Origin of the sequence: Nocardia sp. CA-128927 (assembly GCF_050955855.1) — a bacterium.
In the GTDB taxonomy this organism is placed as follows: Bacteria; Actinomycetota; Actinomycetes; order Mycobacteriales; family Mycobacteriaceae; genus Nocardia.
Genome location: NZ_CP192087.1, coordinates 7,749,995 through 7,769,667 on the forward strand (window position 1 = coordinate 7,749,995; position 19,673 = coordinate 7,769,667).

19 protein-coding genes are annotated in these 19,673 nt (G+C 67.4%); 5 read left to right on the forward strand and 14 right to left on the reverse strand.

Features of this window, described 5'->3' with window-relative positions:
* Entirely contained in the window at positions 1–1,542 is a 1,542-nt protein-coding gene (locus ACQPW1_RS35785; RefSeq protein WP_433656705.1) for a PucR family transcriptional regulator, read from the reverse strand.
* A gap of 85 nt (positions 1,543–1,627) precedes the next feature.
* Here ACQPW1_RS35785 and ACQPW1_RS35790 point away from each other — a divergent pair, with 85 nt between their 5' ends.
* Complete coding sequence (locus ACQPW1_RS35790) at positions 1,628–2,101, forward strand: nucleoside deaminase (protein ID WP_433656707.1); 474 nt, start codon at positions 1,628–1,630, stop codon at positions 2,099–2,101.
* Between the two features lie 58 nt (positions 2,102–2,159).
* A complete protein-coding gene (locus ACQPW1_RS35795; protein ID WP_433656709.1) occupies positions 2,160–3,119 on the forward strand; it encodes an isopenicillin N synthase family dioxygenase in 960 nt (319 codons plus the stop codon).
* Here the strand turns inward: ACQPW1_RS35795 and ACQPW1_RS35800 are convergent.
* On the reverse strand, positions 3,112–4,500 hold the full coding sequence (locus ACQPW1_RS35800; RefSeq protein WP_433656711.1) for a DoxX family protein: 1,389 nt from the start codon (positions 4,498–4,500) through the stop codon (positions 3,112–3,114). The genes ACQPW1_RS35795 and ACQPW1_RS35800 overlap by 8 nt on opposite strands.
* 322 nt (positions 4,501–4,822) lie before the next feature.
* Between ACQPW1_RS35800 and ACQPW1_RS35805 the strand changes: the two genes are divergently transcribed.
* A complete protein-coding gene (locus ACQPW1_RS35805) occupies positions 4,823–5,953 on the forward strand; it encodes a phosphotransferase family protein (protein WP_433656713.1) in 1,131 nt (376 codons plus the stop codon).
* An 8-nt stretch (positions 5,954–5,961) separates the two neighbouring features.
* The gene (locus tag ACQPW1_RS35810) at positions 5,962–7,059 is read left to right on the forward strand and encodes a hypothetical protein (RefSeq protein WP_433656715.1); all 1,098 of its coding nucleotides are present in this window, start codon (positions 5,962–5,964) and stop codon (positions 7,057–7,059) included.
* Between the two features lies 1 nt (position 7,060).
* Here ACQPW1_RS35810 and ACQPW1_RS35815 read toward each other — a convergent pair whose 3' ends face one another.
* From ACQPW1_RS35815 to mqo, 7 genes are all read right to left on the reverse strand, one after another.
* Positions 7,061–7,429 carry a VOC family protein gene (locus ACQPW1_RS35815; RefSeq protein ID WP_433656717.1) on the reverse strand — a complete coding sequence of 123 codons (369 nt, stop codon included), beginning with the start codon at positions 7,427–7,429 and terminating at the stop codon, positions 7,061–7,063.
* A 64-nt stretch (positions 7,430–7,493) separates the two neighbouring features.
* The gene (locus ACQPW1_RS35820) at positions 7,494–7,907 is read right to left on the reverse strand and encodes a cobalamin biosynthesis protein (RefSeq protein ID WP_433656719.1); all 414 of its coding nucleotides are present in this window, start codon (positions 7,905–7,907) and stop codon (positions 7,494–7,496) included.
* A gap of 107 nt (positions 7,908–8,014) precedes the next feature.
* Positions 8,015–9,466, reverse strand: coding sequence for a cobyrinate a,c-diamide synthase (locus tag ACQPW1_RS35825; protein ID WP_433656721.1), 1,452 nt, complete (start codon positions 9,464–9,466; stop codon positions 8,015–8,017).
* A complete protein-coding gene (gene cobO / locus ACQPW1_RS35830; RefSeq protein WP_433656723.1) occupies positions 9,460–10,074 on the reverse strand; it encodes a cob(I)yrinic acid a,c-diamide adenosyltransferase in 615 nt (204 codons plus the stop codon). Before cobO ends, ACQPW1_RS35825 begins: the two co-directional genes overlap by 7 nt.
* A gap of 87 nt (positions 10,075–10,161) precedes the next feature.
* Positions 10,162–12,189, reverse strand: a complete 2,028-nt coding sequence (locus ACQPW1_RS35835; RefSeq protein ID WP_433665431.1) for a magnesium chelatase subunit D family protein — start codon at positions 12,187–12,189, stop codon at positions 10,162–10,164.
* Between the two features lie 150 nt (positions 12,190–12,339).
* Complete coding sequence (locus ACQPW1_RS35840; RefSeq protein WP_433656725.1) at positions 12,340–12,789, reverse strand: GNAT family N-acetyltransferase; 450 nt, start codon at positions 12,787–12,789, stop codon at positions 12,340–12,342.
* Positions 12,790–12,801: 12 nt separating this feature from the next.
* Positions 12,802–14,337, reverse strand: coding sequence for a malate dehydrogenase (quinone) (gene mqo / locus ACQPW1_RS35845; RefSeq protein ID WP_433656727.1), 1,536 nt, complete (start codon positions 14,335–14,337; stop codon positions 12,802–12,804).
* Between the two features lie 206 nt (positions 14,338–14,543).
* Here mqo and ACQPW1_RS35850 point away from each other — a divergent pair, with 206 nt between their 5' ends.
* Positions 14,544–15,581: an alpha/beta hydrolase gene (locus ACQPW1_RS35850; RefSeq protein ID WP_433656729.1), complete on the forward strand. Its 1,038-nt coding sequence runs from the start codon at positions 14,544–14,546 to the stop codon at positions 15,579–15,581.
* A gap of 91 nt (positions 15,582–15,672) precedes the next feature.
* On the opposite strand, the gene ACQPW1_RS35855 is transcribed toward ACQPW1_RS35850, so the two are convergent.
* From ACQPW1_RS35855 to map, 5 genes are all read right to left on the reverse strand, one after another.
* Complete coding sequence (locus tag ACQPW1_RS35855; protein WP_433656731.1) at positions 15,673–16,236, reverse strand: alpha/beta hydrolase; 564 nt, start codon at positions 16,234–16,236, stop codon at positions 15,673–15,675.
* 47 nt (positions 16,237–16,283) lie between these two features.
* Positions 16,284–16,676, reverse strand: coding sequence for a PIN domain-containing protein (locus ACQPW1_RS35860; protein WP_150405688.1), 393 nt, complete (start codon positions 16,674–16,676; stop codon positions 16,284–16,286).
* Positions 16,673–16,969, reverse strand: coding sequence for an AbrB/MazE/SpoVT family DNA-binding domain-containing protein (locus ACQPW1_RS35865; RefSeq protein WP_433656733.1), 297 nt, complete (start codon positions 16,967–16,969; stop codon positions 16,673–16,675). The genes ACQPW1_RS35860 and ACQPW1_RS35865 overlap by 4 nt, the downstream gene beginning before the upstream one ends.
* Before the next feature lie 95 nt (positions 16,970–17,064).
* A complete protein-coding gene (locus tag ACQPW1_RS35870; protein ID WP_433665432.1) occupies positions 17,065–18,609 on the reverse strand; it encodes a cobyric acid synthase in 1,545 nt (514 codons plus the stop codon).
* A 100-nt stretch (positions 18,610–18,709) separates the two neighbouring features.
* Positions 18,710–19,573 carry a type I methionyl aminopeptidase gene (gene map / locus ACQPW1_RS35875; protein ID WP_433656735.1) on the reverse strand — a complete coding sequence of 288 codons (864 nt, stop codon included), beginning with the start codon at positions 19,571–19,573 and terminating at the stop codon, positions 18,710–18,712.
* Positions 19,574–19,673: the final 100 nt, after the last annotated feature.

Genomic DNA, 19,673 nt, shown 5'->3' on the forward strand with positions numbered 1-19,673 from the left:
TCACTCTCTGGCGGGGCTGGTGAGGCGGTGGGCGCACAGGGCGAGGAGGAGGGTGCCGGTGAGGGCGGGGGCGGCGGGCTCGTAGCCGAGGAGGTCGCGGATGCGATCGAGGCGCTGGTAGAGGGATTGGCGGCCGATGTGCAGGGTGGTGGCGCAGCGGGTGGGGCTACCGCCGTGGCGCAGGTAGACCTCGAGGGTGCGGGTGAGGTTGCTGTGATGTGTTGTGTCCCAGGCGATCAGCGGGGCGATGGTGGTGGCGATCAGACGGGTTCGTTCGCCTACCGGCAGCGATTCGACGACGAGTTCGGTGGCCAGCTCGCGGCAGGTGGAGATGGGGCTGCCCGCCAGCCAGTCACGGCGATGACGAGTAGCGAGGCGCAGCGCGGACCGGGTGGCTTCCAGCGACCCGGTGAGTGCGGTGGAGGTGAACGCGCAGGGGTCGCCGACAACCAAGGTGACGCCCTCGACGGTGTTGGTGGCGAAGGCATTTCGCAGCAGCCGGACAGACTCACCAACGGGGTCTGCGATCGACTCGTCCAGTGTGAGCACCCCGTAGGTCGTGGCGTGCACCTCGGCAACTAGGCCGGGCCTGCCGAGTTCCTTTGCCGCGGTGTCGATCAGGCGAGTCGCGATGCGAGCGTCGGGTGCGTCGACCGCCACCGGTACCAATGTGCGCCCCGCCAGCGCGGGCACACCCGCCGCCGCAGCCCGAACCTTCAGATCGGCTTGACGAATCGGCTTGGCGTCCAGCAGATCCGCGAGCAGGGTGGTCGCCGCCAGTTGCGGACGCCCGGTCGGAGCTCCCGAATTCGCCAGCGCAAGACCGAGACTCGGCGCGGACTGCTCGAGGACAGTAGCGAGAGTAGCGCCGTCCAGCGACGAGCCGGGCCCTGCGGTCAGCGTTCCCCAGGTGTTCTCCCTGGCACGGATCGACGCCGTAGCAGCCGCGGATTCCACGGCCGCCCAGGCAGATCGATCATCATCGACGCCATGCGCGGCGATCAACGCCCCATTGCCGCTCGTCACAATCAACGCGCAGCGGGTGACCTCGCCGATCCGGGCAAGCAGTTGCGCGAGCCCGTTACTCGCCGCCAACTCGCCGGTGAGGTCACGCGCCAGCTCGTTGAGCAACCGCAACGACCGCACCTCCCGCGACACGATCTCGGTATTCGCGGCACGACACAGATCGATGAACGGCACCACGGCGCGCAACGCGATCAGCGGCAGACTGTGCCGCGACGCCTCCGCCACCATGTCCGGCGGGATGGCGTCGAAGGTCCGGCCGAGCTCGAAGGCCACCCCGGCCACCCCGCGCCCGGCGATCTCCCGCAGGTAGTGCCGCCGCGTCCCCGCATCCACCCCGGCCAGGCCGAGCCCGGTGGTGAGCAGCAGTTCGCCACCGGACAGCAGCGGGCTGATCTCGTAGATCTCGCTCGAATGCACCCAGCGCACCGCCCGCCGAAGCGCGCTGTGACCAGCCAATACGAGCGGCTCGGCCGCGACGAACTGGTCGTCGAGCAACTCGCGCACGGTGGGCAACATATGGTCATCCTGTCATCCACGCCCCCGAAGTGGACAGACGTTCTGTACGTTGCGGTGCGGGGCGGTTCCCTTGGAGGCTGGACTCATGACGCAGGCGATACCGGCACGACAACTGCTCGAGGTGGCATACGACGAAGCTCAACTCGGTCTCGCCGAGGGCGGCATCCCGATCGGCGCGGCGCTGTTCGCCGCCGACGGCACCCTGCTCGGCCGCGGCCACAACCGCCGCGTGCAGTCCGGCGATCCCAGCATCCACGCCGAAACCGATGCCTTCCGCGCCGCGGGCCGCCGCCGCGACTACGGCCCGACCATCATGGTGACCACCCTGTCGCCGTGCTGGTATTGCAGCGGACTGGTCCGCCAATTCGGCATCGGCTCGGTTATCGTCGGCGAATCGCAGACCTTCTACGGCGGCCACGACTGGCTGGCTGAGAACGGCGTCGCGGTGACCGTCCTCGAAGACGACCGCTGCGTCGAGATGATGACCAAGTTCATCACCGAGAACCCCGCGCTCTGGAATGAAGACATCGGCGTCGCGGACGAAGTCGAGGCGCAGTAGCCAACCCGGCCTGACCGCGCTCAGCCATCGACCAGCGCTCCAGCAGAAGTGAGACGAAATGAACGCGATCGCATCGATCGATCTGTCCAGGTGGCGCGCCGGAGGTGCCGCGGCGGCCGAGGTCGAGCACGAGGTAGACGAGGGGTTGCGTCGGGCCGGGTTTCTGCTGGTCTACGGACACGGTGTGCCGGACGGCTTGGCGGGCCAGGTGCGCGCCGCGACTCGACGCTTCTTCGCGCTGCCGGACTCGGTGAAGGAGAAGTACGCCGTCTCGGTCGGCGGACGCGGCTGGATCGGTCCGGGCAAGGAGGCCAACGGCTATGCGGAAGGCACCGAGACGCCGCCCGATCTGAAGGAGACCTTCGCCGTCGGCGCGGACACCGCGACCGGTGACCGGCACATCGACGACGTCTGGTTCCTGCCCAATGTCTGGCCGGACGAGGTGATCGAGCTGCGCGAACTGCTGACCGCCTACACCGACGCCGTGCACACCCTGTCCGACGAACTCCTCGCGCTGTTCGCCGCCGCACTTCACCTGCCCGCCAACCCTTTCCAGGACTTGGCAGGCCGCCCCACCTGGACCTGCAACATCAACCACTACCCACCGTTGACCGCGGTCGGCGCACCGGAGCCGGGCCAGTTCCGGATCGGCCCGCACACCGACTTCGGCACCGTCACCGTGCTGGACCGCGAGCCCGGCGCGGGCGGACTACAGGTGTACACCGAGGCGGCGGGTTGGGCCGACGCCCCCTACGACCCCGCCGCCCTGACCGTGAATATCGGTGACCTGCTTGCCTATTGGAGCGGCAATCGCTGGCCGTCCGGACGACATCGGGTCCTGCCACCCCAGCCGGAAGCGCCCGAAGAAGACCTGGTCTCCCTGATCTACTTCTACGAACTCGACCACGACGCCGTCGTCACCCCGCTCGACCCACCCATCGGCAAAGTCAGCGGCCTACCACCGGTCGTCTCGGCGGAGTTCCTCCGCACCCGACTCGACGCCATCACCATCAGCTGAAGTGCGGGTAGTCCTGGACCCACTTGAAGCCGGTGCTGCGCAACGGGAACGACTCGAGATCCACCTGCTCCAGCGACAGCGTCACCTGGTGGCCGTTGAGTTGACCGTCCAGTCGTAGCCGATTCGGTGCCGATTGCGCGAAGGTGAAGGTGCCGATCTGGTTCGGCTCTGCCTGCGCGATCTGCCCGGGCAATGGTTGGCCTGCCGCCTGCGACACCGTGAGGGTGTGCGCCGCGCTGTCGACCGCGCCGACAACCGGCACCAGACTGCCGTCCATCTTCTGGTAGGCCATGCCGCCGATGTCGAAAACCACCCGCTGCCAACGGTTCTGGTCGGTGGTCAGCGGCGCGAGCGGCTGACCGTCCTGACTGAACTCCGACACCGTCCAGATCCCGTAAAGCGGCGGCCTCGGGGCACCGTCGCCTTCCCACCACCACTTCAAGCTTTCCTGCGTAGAACCGGTCAGCAACCAGATGCCGAGTACCACTTGTATGCCGACAGCGATCCAGCGGGCGCGTCGCGAACGGAACGGTTCCGGTTGCATCGCCGGCTCCGATGCACGTTGCAGCACAAGCATATTCGCCAACCGGCGCCCCTGTGGCGCGAGCAGAACCAGAGGAATCAGCATGAGGTGCGCCGCCAAAATCTTCACCGGCACGTCGAAGGTCATATTCAGCAGGAACACCTGCGCCATGCAGATCAGGCTCAGCATCGCCCCGACCGTCGCGGTCCGCGGCAGGACGAGCAGCAGTCCGCCTAGCACCTCCGCGACGCCGAGCATGATCTCGTAGACCGGGGCGGCGCCGACCTGCGACCAGAGGACCGCGGACAGGCCGAAATCTCCGTATGGCGTGAGCAGGGCCGTCAACGACGGTTGCTGCATCTGGGTCGGAATCACCTTGCCCATCCCGTACCAGAACATCTGACCGGCGAGAGCCAGCCGCAGGAAGAGCAGAAACCAGGCGTTCAGCCGATAGTAGTGGGGACGATGCCGATCCAGCGCCGTCCACACCACGGCGGCCGCCACGGCGACCACCAGGATGGTGAAGAGGAAGACCCACATGATCCCCTGGTCCCCGCTATGCGAATCCAGGTGCAGCGCAACGTCGGCGCCGAAGACGTGCCGACCCACCCACTCGAAGACCGGACTGAGCTGATAATAGGGCCACAAGATCGCCATTTTCGGCAGTTTGTCGCCGAGGACCCCGGTATACACGAACAAGAACTGCGGGAAGATCAGGCAGAACAAGCCGAAATAGGTGAAGCAGAACCGGAATGCGATGCGGGTCAACAGATTCCAGTTCGAATCCGGATCCTCGCGGATGGCCGAGGCTTTCGTGGCACTGTCCCGGTCGACCATGTCCGTACTGATAGCACTCAAAACGAACCCCTCAATCCGTAAACCTCCATGTGAGGCAACGGTATTGCGGCGAGGAGTCGCGAACCTCCAGGAAATCCCTGGTCTTCACCTCGGTAATCAGTCGTACGTGCCAGCCGTACCAAGGTGGTCGGGGAGGCTCGAGCGCAGGCGAGGTCGTCGCATGTCAAGGCCCGGTTCCGACCAGTGAGCGGGTTCGGCAACCTCGATCGTTTTCCACCCGCAAGCCGACTGGAACGCGTTACTGTCGCGTATCGCGGCGGCCCGCCGTCGATGTGGGCTGTGCCGAGGCAGGCCCGCGCTTCATGGCGTCAGGAGGACAACGATGGCCGAAGATCCGGATCCCGCCAAGCGGCAGCAGCTGACCGTCAGCGAGCGCGATCTCGACGTGCTGGCCGAGGACTTGGCGCGCTGGCTGGATTCGAGGGTCTCCGCCGATCATCCGCCCAAGGTCGCCAACTTGTCGCGCCCGCAGGCGGGCGGGATGTCGAGCACCTCCATCCTGTTCGACGCCGAGTGGAGCGTGGACGGGCGGCAGGAGAGCGGGTCGTTCGTCGCCAGGATGGCGCCGGAGAGCGGATCGTTCCCGGTATTCGAGACCTATGATCTGGCCACCCAGTACAAGGTGATGGCCGGGGTCGCCGAGACCACCGATGTGCCGGTGCCCGGGTTGTGCTGGCTGGAGGAAGACGAGAAGCCGCTCGGCACACCGTTTTTCGTGATGAAGCGGGTCGACGGCCGGGTGCCGACGGACAATCCGCCGTACGTGTTCATCGGCTGGCTGTTCGACGCGACCGCCGAGGAACGCGCACTGCTCACCGCGCACACCGTCGAGGTGATCTCGAAGGTGCACGCCATCCCGGATCCGGCGATCCGATTCCCCGCGCTGCGCGGGCCAGGGCAGTCGCTGCGCAGGCACGTCGAGGCCCAGAAGGCTTGGTACCGCTGGGCTTTGACCGACGACGGCTTCGAGATCCCACTGCTCGAGCGGACCTTCGCCTGGCTCGACGAGCACTGGCCCGCTGATCCGGGACCGGACGTCCTCAGCTGGGGCGACGCGCGACCCGGCAACATCATCTACGACGAATTCGCGCCCGCGGCGGTGCTGGACTGGGAGATGGCCGCGTTGGGGCCGCGCGAACTGGACGTCGCCTGGGTGATCTTCATCCACCGGTTCTTCCAGGACATCGCCACCCGATTCGAGCAGCCGGGCCTGCCGGACTTCCTGCGCCGCGCCGACGTGGTCGCGAAATACGAAGAGCTGACCGGACATACGGTGCAGAACCTGGACTGGCACATCATCTACGCCGCGCTCCGGCACGGCATCGTGATGGCCAGGGTGAAGCGCCGGATGATCCACTTCGGCGAGGACACCGACACCCCGGACCGGGACGACTATGTGATGCACCGAGCCAGCCTGGAACGGCTGCTCGATGGAACCTACGAGTGGGATTGAGATCAACCATGCCAGTTCCGTTGGACGAGTACCCGATTCACCAGACCGGACTATCGCTGGCCCGGGTGGCCAGCAGCGACCGAAACTTCTATGACAGAAGCTATTTCAACGGTCACGACCGCGACGGCGGCACCTTCCTCATCACCGGGTTCGGGGTCTATCCGAACCTCGGGGTGATCGACGGTTACGCCGCCGTCCGGCGCGGTGACGCGCTGCGCACCGTCCGCTTCTCCGACGCGCTCGGCGAGCGCGGCCTCGACCTGAAGGTCGGCGGCTATCGCATCGAGGTGCTCGAGCCGCTGCAACGACTCCGGGTGATCTGCGAGCACGACGAGCTGTCCTTCGACCTCACCTGGGAGGGCGCCTTCCCCACCGTGCAGGAGCAGCCGCACCTGATCCTGGCGGGCAATCGGCCGATCATCGACGCGAGCCGGTTCGCCCAGCTCGGCTCGTGGGCGGGGACGCTGCACGTCGACGGGGAAGACATCACCGTCGACCCGTCGGTGTGGACCGGAACCAGGGATCGCTCGTGGGGCATCCGGCCGGTCGGCGAGAGTGAGCCGCCCGGGCGGGTGGCCAGCGAACCGTCCGGCGGCTTCTGGTGGATGTATGTACCACTGCGGTTCGACGATTTCGCGATCGTCGTCATCGTGCAGGAGGAGCCGGACGGTACCCGCACGTTGAACGACGCCGTGCGGATCTGGCCGGACGGGCGCACCGAACAGCTCGGCTGGCCGCGCGTCTCGATCGACTACCGTTCCGGCACAAGGATTCCCGTAGGAGCGCGGCTCGAACTGACCACGCCGGACGGCAAGCCGCTGGAGGTCGAGGTGACCACGGGCACCAATGTGCCGCTGCACGTAGGCTGCGGTTACGGCGGGGATCCGGACTGGCAGCACGGTCAGTGGAAGGGCCGCGACTGGTCGTTGTCCAGCCGGTACGACCTCACCGACCCGGCCATCGTCGCCCGCGCGCCCTATGGCGTCATCGACCACGTGGCGCACGCCCGCTGCGGTGATGCCGAGGGCTGGGGGCTGTTCGAGCACGCCAGCCTCGGCCGCCACGATCCCACCGGCTTCGCCGACTGGGGTTCGGTCGCGCCGTAGGTCAGAACGCGGGGCGGGCCAGTTCGGGGCGCTTGCGGTAGTCGGTCAGCCCGATCACATTGCCCCACGGGTCGGATACCTCGACGCTCCATCCGGTCGCGACTTCGAAGGGCGCGGTGACCATTTCGACACCGCGCTCTTCGAGTTCGGCCGCGGCGGCCTGCGCGTCCGGCACCTCCAGCCATACCCGCATCGCGGGCGGTGCGCCCTGCCCCGCGGCGGGGTCGACCATGGCCATGATCCCCGGCGTTTCCGCCGCGACTCCGAACAGCGCGATTCCGCGCTCCGGCACGGTGAATCGCACGGAGAGCCCGAGTCTGTTCTCGTAGAAGTCCACCGCCGCGGCCAGGTTCCCCACGGGAACCAGCACGTTATCGATCCCTCGGATATCCACTCCGTCATCAAACCACTCGGCGTCCGTGGGCTCACCTGGTTCAGGACAGGGTGCAGCCGTAGTCGTCGGCTATCCGGTGCCGCTCGGTCGGGGGTGCGTCGCGTTGCGCCGCAGCGATGACGACGCCGTGCACGGTGCGTTTGGGAACGACCAAGGTGCCGCCCTCGGCGGCGAGGATGGCGGCTGCCTCCGCGACACTCGCGGTACCCACCGCGGCCACCGTTCGCGAGTCCGGGTTCGGCACTGGCACTTCAGCCAGTTCAGCGGCGGTATAGCTGCGGATCGGTACCCCGAGCTCGGCCGCCGCACCGAGCAGTCCCGACTCAGTCGCTCGTCGATCGATGGTCGCCAAACAGCTGATCTGGTTGAAACCCAGCACTTTACGTACCACCGCGACGATGCGGTCGGCAGAGGTTCCTGGGCGTAGGCCCAGGCCGACAACTAGTTCAGGCACTTATCACCTTCGAGCTGAGCACAGCGGAGAGTCACACGCGTGCCGATGTCCGGCGGCGTGCTGCGGATGCGATGTCGGTAGAGGTCGCCCCGCTGAACAGAGATCGGTCAACGGCTGGCACGAGCACCCGCGTACTCGGCTGCGGCTGCGACGAAACGGGTTGTCGCTTCGGGGTTTCCGGCGGGGTGGGTGTGTAGGTAGGAGGCGTGCACCTGATGGACGAGCGCACCCTCTCGCACGCGTGCGCCGTCGCTGCCGTGCCAACCCCAGGCCGGGGCGTCCGAGGCTGCCGCGATCAAGCGGGTCCGGTGGAACTCGTGTCCACAGACGCGTTCCCCGGCTCGCCACAGCGGAGAATCCGCCAGCGCCACCGCATCTCGGTAACCGAGGGTCAGTCGCGGACCGAACTCGGCGTCCGCGTCGATCACCCCGGCCATCGGATGTCCGTCGAGTGAGCGCGTCAGGTAAAGCAATCCCGCGCATTCCGCGTGCACGGGCATTCCGCGCCGAGCCTGCTCGGCGACCGCGGTCAGCAATTCCGTGTTCGCCGCCAGCTCCGGAGCATGCTCCTCCGGAAATCCACCAGGAAGCACCAAACCTGCTGTCCCGCTGGGCAATTCGTCCCGAAGCGGGTCGAACACCACCACCCGCGCCCCGGCGGCCAGCAGCAGTTCGCGGTGCTCGGCATAGCCGAAGGTGAACGCGGGCCCGCCCGCCATCGCGATCAGTGGGCCGGAACTCACAACCGCGTCAGTATCTGGAATCCGAACGGCGCCTGGCGCTTCGGACGACTGGAGTTGCGCTCCCACAACTCGCACCGCGTCCGCCGGATCCCAGGCCGGGCCGTCCACGGTCGAGCGGGCCAACGCCGCGATCCCACGCAGATCAACGTGCGCCGCAACCAGATCCGTCATCGCCGATACCGCAGCGGTGGCAGCGGTGCCGTGCTCCACGGCCGGGATCAGCCCGAGATGCCGCGAGGGCACCTCCAATTCGGTCATCCGCGGCAACGAACCCAGTACCGGAATTCCGACCCGGTCGCAGGCCGCGCGCAACACCTGATCGTGCCGTTCGCTGCCGACCCGATTCAGGATCACTCCGCCGAGGCGAACACTGCTGTCGAAAGTCGCGAAACCATGCAGCAGCGCGGCCAAACTCTGACTGTGCCCGCGCGCATCGACCACCAGCACAACGGGTGCCCCGAGCAGACTCGCGACCTGCGCGGTAGACCCTTCAGCCACCGGCCCGGCATGGTTCTCATCGATGCGGCCGTCGAACAGCCCCATCACACCCTCGACCACCGCGAGATCGCAGTCCCGCGCACCGTGCTGATACAGCGGCACAACACGTTCCGCGCCGACGAGCACCGGATCGAGATTGCGCCCAGGACGCCCCGCCGCCAACCCGTGATACCCGGGATCGATGTAATCCGGCCCCACCTTGAACGGCGCGACCCGATGCCCGACCCGCCGCAGCGCACCGATCAATCCCGTTGCCACCGTGGTCTTCCCGCTCCCCGAAGCGGGCGCGGCGATCACCACCGCGGGGCAGTTCACCATTCGATGCCGCGTTGGCCCTTGCGGCCCGTGTCCATGGGGTGTTTGAGCTTGGTCATCTCGGTGACGAGGTCAGCGGCGTCGATGAGGGCCTCGGGCGCGTCGCGGCCGGTGATGACCACGTGCTGGTTGCCGGGACGGTTACTTAGCGTCTCCATGACCTCATCTATGTCGACCCAGCCCCACTTGAGCGGGTAGGTGAATTCGTCGAGGACGTAGAAGCGGTGCTGTTCGGCCTTCAATCGGCGAGCGATCTCCTGCCACCCGGCGAGCGCGGCGGCGGCGTGGTCCTCGTCGGTGCCTGGCTTGCGGGTCCAGGACCAGCCTTCGCCCATCTTGTGCCATTCGACCGAGCCGCCCGCACCGGTCTCCTCGTGCAGGGTGCCGAGGGTGCGGAAAGCCGCCTCCTCCCCCACCTTCCACTTGGCGCTCTTCACGAACTGGAACACCGCGACATCGAAACCCTGGTTCCAGGCCCGCAGCGCCATGCCGAACGCCGCGGTCGACTTGCCCTTGCCCGGCCCCGTATGTACCGCGAGCACCGGCTGATTCCGGCGCTGGCGCGTGGTGAGCCCGTCGTCGGGCACGGTCTCCGGCACACCCTTAGGCATCGAATCTCCTTGATAGTCCTAGGTTCTTCATCGAACCGACCGCATCCTGACGCAGACTCGACCGAACCGCCGTCGGCACACCGCGGATCAAGCGGCGCGTGCGGCAGCGCCGAGCCGTCCCGATCCGGCGCGCACCACGTCGGCGACCGAATCTCCGGTCAGCTCGGCCAATCTCAGGTATCCGCCGCGCAGTTCGCGAGCCAGCTCGGCGGCCAGACCGAGCCGGATCATCCCGCGCTCGCAGTCGACCACGATCGAGGTGACCCCGTCGTTCGCGAGGCGGGCAGCGGCCGCACGGGCGCGCGGAACCGGATCGACCCCGCCCGTGGCGCGACCGTCGGTGAGCAGCACCAGCATCGGGCGGCGGCGCGGGTCACGAACCCGTTCCCGCAGCACGATCTCGCGTGCCTTCACCAGTCCCGCGGCAAGCGGTGTCTTCCCACCGGTACGCATCGCGGACAGGCGGCGCACGGCGATATCGACCGAAGATGTTGGCGGCAGGACAAGTTCAGCGTCCTGCCCACGCACCGTGATGACGGCGACCTTGTCGCGCCGCTGGTAGGAATCACGCAACAAGGTGACGACCGCGCCGGTGACGGCGGACAGCCGATCCCTGGACGCCATCGACCCGGAGGCATCGACCACGAAGACGACCAGATTTCCTTCGCGCCCTTCGCGATACGCGCCACGCAGGTCCTCGGCGGCCAGCTTCAGCGGACCATCGCCCCGGCCACGCGACCACTGATGCGGCGCGGCGGCGAAGACGGTGCCGAGCAGGTGCAGACCGGTGGAGGTATCGGTGCTCGGCCGAACCACACGACCGTGCCGCGACTCCGCCCGCGAGCGACGTCCGGGAGCGCCTTCACCGATGCCCGGCACTTCCCAACGCGGCGGTGTCGCGGCCGCGGAAGCCGGTGTGCCACTGCGACCTTCGCGGGCGCTGGGCCGCTGCCCGTCACCGGGGCCGTCGGGCGGCGAGTCCGGGTCGTCGTCCGGATCGGTATCGCTGTCGCCGGTCGGCGACTGGGATGCGTCACCTTCGGGCGCCGACTGCTCCGCGCCGTCCGGCTGCTCGCTCGACTCGAATTCGTCTGTCGCACTCGGCGACTGGGCCTCGCGATCCACTTCCTCGGCGGCGTCACGCATCGCGTCGTCGAGCTGGTCCTCGCTGATGCCCGGCTCGTCGAACGGATCGCGCCGACGCCGGTGCGGCAGTGCGAGTTCGGCGGCGATCCGCACGTCCTCCTCGGTCACCGCGTCCGCACCGCGCCACGCGGCGTGCGCCGTCGCGGTCCGTGCGACCACCAGGTCCGCGCGCATGCCGTCCACGTCGAAAGCGGCGCACAGCGCGGCAATTCGCCGCAGCTCGCCGTCGTCGAGCAGCACCTGCGCGACCCGATCCCGGGCCCCGAGGATGCGCTCGGCCACCGCCCGATCCGCGGCGGCATAGCTGTCGGCGAACCCGGCCGGATCGGCCTCGTAATCGAGGCGGCGCCGCACCACCGACATCCGCACGTCCACGTTCCGCGAGGCCGCCACGTCGACGGTGAGCCCGAACCGGTCCAGCAGCTGCGGACGCAGTTCCCCCTCCTCCGGATTCATGGTGCCGACGAGCACGAATCGTGCCGGATGCGAATGCGAGACGCCGTCGCGCTCGATGTGCACCCGACCCATCGCCGCGGCGTCGAGCAGCACATCGACCAGGTGGTCGTGCAGCAGATTGACCTCGTCGACGTAGAGCACGCCGTGATGCGCGGCGGCCAGCAGTCCGGGCCGGAACGCCTGTTCCCCGTCGCGCAGCACCCGTTCCAGATCCAGCGACCCGACCACCCGATCCTCGGTGGCGCCGACGGGCAGCTCGACGAGCCGCGCGGGCCGCGCACCGGTCTCGTCGACCACCGGCGGCAGCAGTTGCGCCAGCGCGCGCACCACGGTCGACTTGGCGGTGCCCTTCTCGCCGCGCACCAGTACACCGCCGATGCCGGGATGCACCGCACACAGAATCAGCGCCAGTTGCAGCCGCTCCTGACCGACCACGGCGGAGAACGGAAAACCCACCTCCCCGTCGCCGGCCGGACGCGTGCGTGATCCGGTCAGCGAGTGAGGCGACGGCACAGTTTCGGCATGGGACAAAGACACGCCCCAACTCTATGCGCGCGCACCTGGCCCACCGACGCTGCCCTTCCGATCATGGCTCCCCTGAACAGACAACCGCCCTCGTCGCGGGTCTGCGACGAGGGTGGCGGCCGAGCAACGGCCCGACGATCACCCCTTGCGCATCGGGATGTGCAGGATCCCGTCTTCGTCGAATTCCTCGCCGTCGGGCTTGAACCCGTGCTTGGCGTACATGTCGACGAGATAGGTCTGCGCGTTCAACCGCACGGTCGCCGAGCCCACCTCGGCGAGCGCGGCCTGCAGCAGGCGCGTGGTGTAGCCGTGGCCGCGCGCGGCCGGGACGGTGCACAGGCGGCCGATGCGGAAGGACTTCACCCCGTCCTCGTGCTCCTCGAGCAAGCGCAGCGTGGCGATCACCTCACCCTCGTCATCGAGCCAGAAGTGCCGGGTCTCCGGCAGCAGGTCGAGCCCGTCCAATTCCGGGTACGCGCATTTCTGCTCGACGACAAAGACTTCGACGCGAAGTTTCAACAGCTGATAGAGGGTGGCGTTGTCGAGATCCAACGCCCATGACCGTTTGAGAGCAACCGTTGACATCATCGCCTGTTGCTATCACACCTCGACGTTCGCCGCGACCCCCGCATGCCTCGGCGTGTTATCTGTGCCACCGGTGAGGTTCAGCGTCTTGGACGTCCAATCCCACACTTCGTGGAACAACGCCTGGTCCTCGGACAGCTTGACGCCGAGTGAGGGAATCATCTCCTTGAGCTTCGGCGTCCAGCCGGCGTACTCGGTGGGGAAGCAGCGCTGCATGACGTCGAGCATCGCGGTGACGCCCGTCGACGCGCCCGGGGAGGCGCCGAGCAGACCCGCGATGCTGCCGTCCGCGGCGGCGACCACGGCGGTACCGAATTCGAGCACACCGCCCGCGCCCTTGCGCCGGATCACCTGCACGCGCTGGCCCGCGGTGATCAGCTCCCAGTCCCGGCCGTCGGCGCGCGGGATGAACTCCTTGAGCGTGTCCACCTTGCCCGCCTCGGACTTGAGCAGCTCGCTCACCAGGTACTTGGTCAGGCCGAGCTCGGTGACGCCGACGCCGAGCAGCGAGAACAGGTTGTTCGGCTTCACCGACTTGAACAGGTCGGTGAGCTTGCCTTCCTTGAGGAACTTCGGCGTCCAGCCCGCGTACGGGCCGAACAGCAGGCCGGGCACGCCCTTGATGACGCGAGTATCCAAGTGCGGCACCGACATCGGCGGCGCGCCGACGGCGGCCTTGCCGTACACCTTGGCCTCGTGCTGCCGGATCAGTTCCGGGTTGGTGCAGCGGAAGAACTGACCGCTCACTGGGAAGCCGCCGAAGCCGTCGATCTCCTTGATGCCGGACTTCTGCAGCAGCGGCAGCGCGCCGCCGCCCGCGCCGACGAACACGAATTTGCTGATGAGCGTGCGGGTTTCGCGGGTGCGCAGGTTGCGCACCTTGACCAGCCAGGACCCGTCGGACTGCTTGGACAGGTCGCGCACCTCGTGGCCGAAGGCCAGGTCCGCGCCGCTGGCGCCGAGGTAGGCGAGCAGTTCCTTGGTGAGCGAGCCGAAGTCGATATCGGTGCCGCCGTCGGTCCAGTTCAACGCGACCGGATCGGAGAAGTCCCGGCCACGCGCCATCAGCGGGAGCCGCCGCGCGAATTCGTCGGGGCTGTCGATGTACTCCATGCCCTCGAACAACGGATGCCGCGACAGCGCCTCGTAGCGCTTGCGCAGGTAGTCGACGTTGTCCGCGCCGTGCACGAAGCTCACGTGCGGGATCGGATTGATGAATCGGGACGGGTCACCGAGGACGTTGTTCTCCACGGCGTAGGACCAGAACTGGCGCGACACCTGGAACCGCTCGTTGATGTCGATGGCCTTGCTGATGTCCACCGACCCGTCGGGGTTCTGCGGGCTGTAGTTCAGCTCGCACAGCGCCGAGTGTCCGGTGCCCGCGTTGTTCCACGGGTCACTGCTCTCCGCCGACGCGGCGTCGAGCCGCTCGAACAGGGAGATCGACCAATCGGGCTGCAGCTGGCGCAGCAGCGCACCGAGAGTGGCACTCATGATGCCGGCGCCGATGAGTACAACATCGGTCTTTTCAGTCATGGCAGCGTTCGGCACGGCTAGATCGACTTCCTTGTCCTTCTACGCGGGCCCACCGGGCGGGTGGACCTGCCTGGGCACGGTGCTTGCGTGTTATTGCCTCGGTTCCGGTTCGTAAACCATGGCGGGAGTTAGGTTACCCGCCGTTCACCTAGCCCCAATTGTGCACCTCACCACGTCGATCTCCCGCGCCGAACCCGCCGAATGTGACCTAGATTGTGTATGTGACAAAGGAAACTTCACTTGCCGCTCCGCAAACCGACACCCAGGGCGCCGGCCAGTGGAAAGCCGATGTCCTCGGCGAGAAGTACCAGCAGCGCACGCTGGCTCTCGGGCCCGATCCGGACGGAGAAGGCGAGGCAGTGGCCACATTGGTGCGCTATCTGCCCGGCGACGATATCGAGGCCACCGCGGGGGCCGTGCTGTATGTGCACGGGTTCACCGACTACTTCTTCCAAGAACATCTCGCGGAGCATTTCGCGGCACTCGGGTACCACTTCTACGCGCTGGATCTGCGTAAGTGCGGCCGTTCGCTGCGCGACGGGCAGACACCGCACTATGTGACCGATCTCGCACTGTATGACGACGAGTTGAACGAGGCATTGCGAATCGTGCGGGAGGAGACCGGCGCACCGGTCGTCTTGAACGCGCATTCGACCGGCGGACTGATCCTGCCGCTGTGGCTGAATCGGCTCAATCGAGCGCGCGGCACGGCGGCCGCCGGGATCGCCGGCCTGGTGCTCAACAGCCCCTGGTTCGATCTGCACGGACCGTCCTACTACCGGACCGTCGGAACGCCGATCATCAAGGGACTCGGCCGTTTTCGGAAGATGTTCCAGCTGCCCAGCGCGAAGATCACCACCTACGGCGACAGCCTGCACCACAGCGTGGCCGGTGAATGGGACTACAACCTGGACTGGAAACCGTTGCACGGCTTCCCGGTTCGGTTCGGCTGGCTGCGCGCGATCCGCAACGGTCACGCGCAGCTGCACGCCGGTCTGGACATCGGCGTGCCGTCGCTGATCCTGCGCTCCCGGATGACGAAGTTCGCCCGCCAGTACGGTCCGGCCGTCGATGTGGTCGATGCGGTGCTGGACGTGAAGCAGATTCAGCGCTGGTCGGGTTGCCTCGGCGACCGCACCAACATCGTGCCGATCGACGGCGCCAAGCACGATGTGTTCTTGTCCTCGGCCGAGCCGCTCGCGCACGCCTTCGCGGAACTCGACAGCTGGCTGGACTGGCTCACGACTACACCTCGCTAGCGCTCGGTTCCGTCGTGCCCCATGGGCGCTGTGTTATTGGTTCGCTCGCTGCGCTCGCTCACGTGTCTACCGAGCCAAGTCCGGCAACGGCTCACCAGGTGCTGGTGCGTAACACGATCTCGGTGGCCAGCTCATGGTCGGCCTCGGTCGCCACGTTCGTGACGTCGATGTCGACCACCCGGAACTCGCCGTAGACGAAGCGCCCGGAGGCGTCGGCCACCGAGCGCGGCAGGTTCTTGGTCGCCAGCACCGTGGTCGGCAACTCCACTGGACGGACCGTAGGGTCGGCCACGGTCCCATCCCGGCCTGGCGCCGCCGGATGGCCGCGATCGGCCACCACGAGGCTGATGAAGCGCCCGAATCCGGCCGCGCACGCCCGCCACGCCAGTTCGGCGCCGGTCCCCCGCGCGGCCACGTTCGCCCAGGGCACCCCGATCTGATCCAGGATCGCGGTGACGCCGGCGGCGTCGAGGCCGTCGATCGACTCCAGCACCACCGTGCGCAGATCCGAATTGTGCAATCGAGCACATACCTGGTCGTAGACGTCCGTCGAGTCAGCTGCGTCGGGCAGCAGCAGCACGCTGTGCCGGGATTCCGGTCCGTCTACCCGCACGGTCCATGCCCGGTCGCCCACCGTGATCTGCCGAGATTTCATGCCGAATGACGCTACACGGGTCAGCTGAACGAAGTCCTGTCTTCTGGTCAGGCCAGTAGCCGCATGCCCGCGCGTTCACCGGCGTTGTGGTCGAAGGTGACGGTGAGGTCGCAGCCCGCCTCCTGGCCCAATTGCTGGATGAGTGCGTCGGCGAAATCCGCGCCGTCGGCGGCCTGGCGCAGCGCCTGGCGGACGGTGTCGGCGCGTTCGACCACGATCTCGGTCGAGTCGAGCAGGCCGAGCAGCACGTCGGTGACCGCCTCCGGGTCCTGTTTGTAGCCGCGGCGCAGCACCCAGTGGATCTCGGCGAGCACGATCATCGTCACGTAACCGGGGCGGCTCTCGCTGAGGCCGTCGATCACCTGGTTGGCGCGCGCGGACTGCTCCGGATCGTCCTGGGTGAGGTAGCGGATCAGCACATTGGCGTCCAGACCGATCATTTCTGCTTGCCTTCCACGACGTTTCCGGTGATCGCCTCGTTCATCTGCTCGAGGCCGATCGGCGAGCCGGACCAGCCGACTATTCCCTTGAGGGACTTGATGGTTCGGGTCTCCGGCACCAGTTCATAGGTGCCGTTGACGGTGGGCACGAAGGCGACCCGGACCCCGGCGCGCAGACCCATCGCGACCCGGACGTCGATCGGTATGGTGATCTGCCCCTTGCTGGTCACGGTCGCGGACACCACGTTTCCCGCCCTGCTGTTGGACTTCTTGTCTGCTGCCACTTCAGTCACCGACCCGTGCTTCTCCCACGCCCACCGACCCGCGCCTTACCCGGAGCCGAATTCCTTACTGAAAGGTAAGGGGCAGCGTTCGTCGCGTCAACAGTTCATGTACGCGAGGTTGCCGAAGTGGGGAACGCGGTGGTCGCCAGGGTGGGCAGATCGGTGGGTGCGCCGTCGGTGAGCAGGCGCTCCAGCTGGGCGAGATCGAGGTTGTGCTCGATCAGGTCGGCGAGCATGTCGAGTTGGGTGGAGCGCACGGCGGCGACGGAAGTATCTTCGGCGGCAACGAAACCCGTGCGTCCGGCCGCCGCGGCGACGGAACCCAGCCAGGCCCGGCGGAAGTCGTCGGATTCGAACAGGCCGTGCAGATGGGTGCCCCAGAGCGGGCCGCGCACACTGCCTTCCGGTTCGCCGTTGATGTCGAGCCAGGCCGGATCGCCATTGCCGACCACTCGGCCGTGGTGAATCTCGTAGCCGTGCACCGGGATTCCCGTAGTGCTGTGGCCGCTGCTGCGGCGCAACACTTTCGGATCGGCGAATTCGATTTCCAGGTCCAGCAGGCCCAGCCCGTCGACCGATCCCGCGCCCGACTCGATCGAGTCGACGATTCGCTTGCCCAGCATTTGATAGCCGCCGCAGATGCCGAGGATCGGACCGCCCGCCTGCGCACGCGTGCGCAGGGCGTCGGCGATTCCGGTGCGCCGCAACCACTCCAGGTCCGACACGGTCGCCTTGCTGCCGGGCAGCACGACGAGGTCGGCGCCCGCGAGCCTCGACGGTTCGCTGGCCCAGCGCACCGAAATCCCTGGCTCGCAGGCCAACGCCTCGATGTCGGTGGAGTTGGAGATGCGCGGCAGCCGGATCGCGGCGACGGTCAGCCACTCGGTGCCGACCGGCGGGAGCGGGCGGCCGACCGGTGCGTCCGCGATGGTGCTCAGGGAGTCCTCGGCGTCGATCCAGAGGTCCTCGGTGAACGGGAGCACGCCGAGGGTGGGTCGGCCGGTCAGCTCGGTCAGCCGGTCCAGGCCGGGACGCAGCAGCTCGACGTCGCCGCGGAACTTGTTGATCACGAACCCGGAAATCAGTTGCTGGTCTTCGGGTTCCAAGATGGCGACGGTGCCGAAGAGGTGGGCCAGCACGCCGCCGCGATCGATATCGCCGACCAGCAGCACCGGGAGCCGCGCCGGTTGCGCGAGACCCATGTTCGCCAGATCCGTTGCCCGCAGATTGATTTCGGCGGGCGATCCCGCCCCCTCACAGATCACCACGTCGAATTCGGCACGCAGCGAAGCGAGTTCGTCGGCGACCACCTCGCGCAGCCGCTGACGGTGCTGGAAGTAGTCCCGCGCGCCGACCGTGCCGACCGCCTTACCCCGCACCACCAGCTGCGAGCGCCGATCGCTGCCCGGCTTCAACAGCACCGGGTTGAATCGCACGCTCGGCTCGAGCCCGCACGCCTGCGCCTGCAGCGCCTGCGCCCGCCCGATCTCGCCGCCGTCGAGGGTGACCACGGAGTTGTTCGACATATTCTGCGCCTTGAACGGCGCCACCCGCACCCCACCCCGCGCCAGCATCCGGCAGATACCAGCCACCACAACGCTCTTCCCCGCGTCCGACGTAGTCCCCGCGACGAGCAGCGCGCCCTTCACCGCGCCGACCGACAGCCGCACACCTCTTGATTTCCCGCACATGAATTCGCATGCGATTCCGTGTGCGGGAAATCAAAGGGCGTGCGTCTGTTGCGGTTTCTCACGGCAGCGTCAGGATCTCCGCGCCGGTGTCGGTGACGACGAGGGTGTGTTCGAACTGGGCGGTCCACTTGCGGTCCTTGGTGACCACGGTCCAGCCGTCGTTCCAGATCTCGTAGTCGATGCCGCCGAGGTTGATCATCGGCTCGATGGTGAACGTCATGCCGGGTTCGATGATCGACTCGATGGCGGGCTGGTCGTAGTGCAGGATCACCAGGCCGCTGTGGAAGGTGGGGCCGACGCCGTGCCCGGTGAAGTCGCGGACCACGCCGTAGCCGAAGCGGTTGGCGTAGGACTCGATGACGCGCCCGATGACGTTCAGCGCCCGGCCCGGCCGGACCGCCTTGATCGCCCGCAGGGTCGCCTCTTCGGTCCGCTCGACCAGCAGCCGGACGTCCTCGTCCACGTCACCGGCCAGGTAGGTCTTGTTGGTGTCGCCGTGCACGCCGTGGATGTAGGCGGTGACGTCGATATTGACGATGTCGCCGTCACCGATCACCGTGGAGTCCGGAATCCCGTGGCAGATGACCTCGTTCAGCGAGGTGCAGCAGGACTTCGGAAATCCCTTGTAGCCCAGGGTCGACGGGTACGCGCCGTGGTCGCACATGTACTCGTGCGCGATCCGGTCCAGCTCGTCGGTGGTGACGCCGGGCGCGACCGCCTTGCCCGCCTCTTCCAGCGCCTGTGCCGCGATCTTGCTCGCGATCCGCATCTTGTCGATCGTCTCGGCCGTCTGCACCCAGGGCTCGCGGCCCTCGTTGACGGTCTTCTTCCACGCGTACTCCGGGCGCTCGATGGTGCGCGGGACCTCGCGGGTGGGTGACTGGGTGCCGGGGACGAGCGGCTTGCGAGTGCGGACAGACATAGCGAACAGCGTAATCGGCCCCCGCCGCGTACGCCCACGCGCCAGACCGACGCGGCACCGGAGGCCAGGCGGAATACCTACGGACCGTGGTCCGTTTACG

Bases quoted from the DNA above. Each gene is read 5' to 3' on its own strand.
- ACQPW1_RS35785 (WP_433656705.1), bottom strand. From the start codon at position 1,542: ATGTTGCCCACCGTGCGCGAGTTGCTCGACGACCAGTTCGTCGCGGCC.
- ACQPW1_RS35790 (WP_433656707.1), top strand. From the start codon at position 1,628: ATGACGCAGGCGATACCGGCACGACAACTGCTCGAGGTGGCATACGAC.
- ACQPW1_RS35795 (WP_433656709.1), top strand. From the start codon at position 2,160: ATGAACGCGATCGCATCGATCGATCTGTCCAGGTGGCGCGCCGGAGGT.
- ACQPW1_RS35805 (WP_433656713.1), top strand. From the start codon at position 4,823: ATGGCCGAAGATCCGGATCCCGCCAAGCGGCAGCAGCTGACCGTCAGC.
- ACQPW1_RS35810 (WP_433656715.1), top strand. From the start codon at position 5,962: ATGCCAGTTCCGTTGGACGAGTACCCGATTCACCAGACCGGACTATCG.
- ACQPW1_RS35825 (WP_433656721.1), bottom strand. From the start codon at position 9,466: ATGGTGAACTGCCCCGCGGTGGTGATCGCCGCGCCCGCTTCGGGGAGC.
- cobO (WP_433656723.1), bottom strand. From the start codon at position 10,074: ATGCCTAAGGGTGTGCCGGAGACCGTGCCCGACGACGGGCTCACCACG.
- ACQPW1_RS35840 (WP_433656725.1), bottom strand. From the start codon at position 12,789: ATGATGTCAACGGTTGCTCTCAAACGGTCATGGGCGTTGGATCTCGAC.
- ACQPW1_RS35855 (WP_433656731.1), bottom strand. From the start codon at position 16,236: ATGAAATCTCGGCAGATCACGGTGGGCGACCGGGCATGGACCGTGCGG.
- ACQPW1_RS35860 (WP_150405688.1), bottom strand. From the start codon at position 16,676: ATGATCGGTCTGGACGCCAATGTGCTGATCCGCTACCTCACCCAGGAC.
- map (WP_433656735.1), bottom strand. From the start codon at position 19,573: ATGTCTGTCCGCACTCGCAAGCCGCTCGTCCCCGGCACCCAGTCACCC.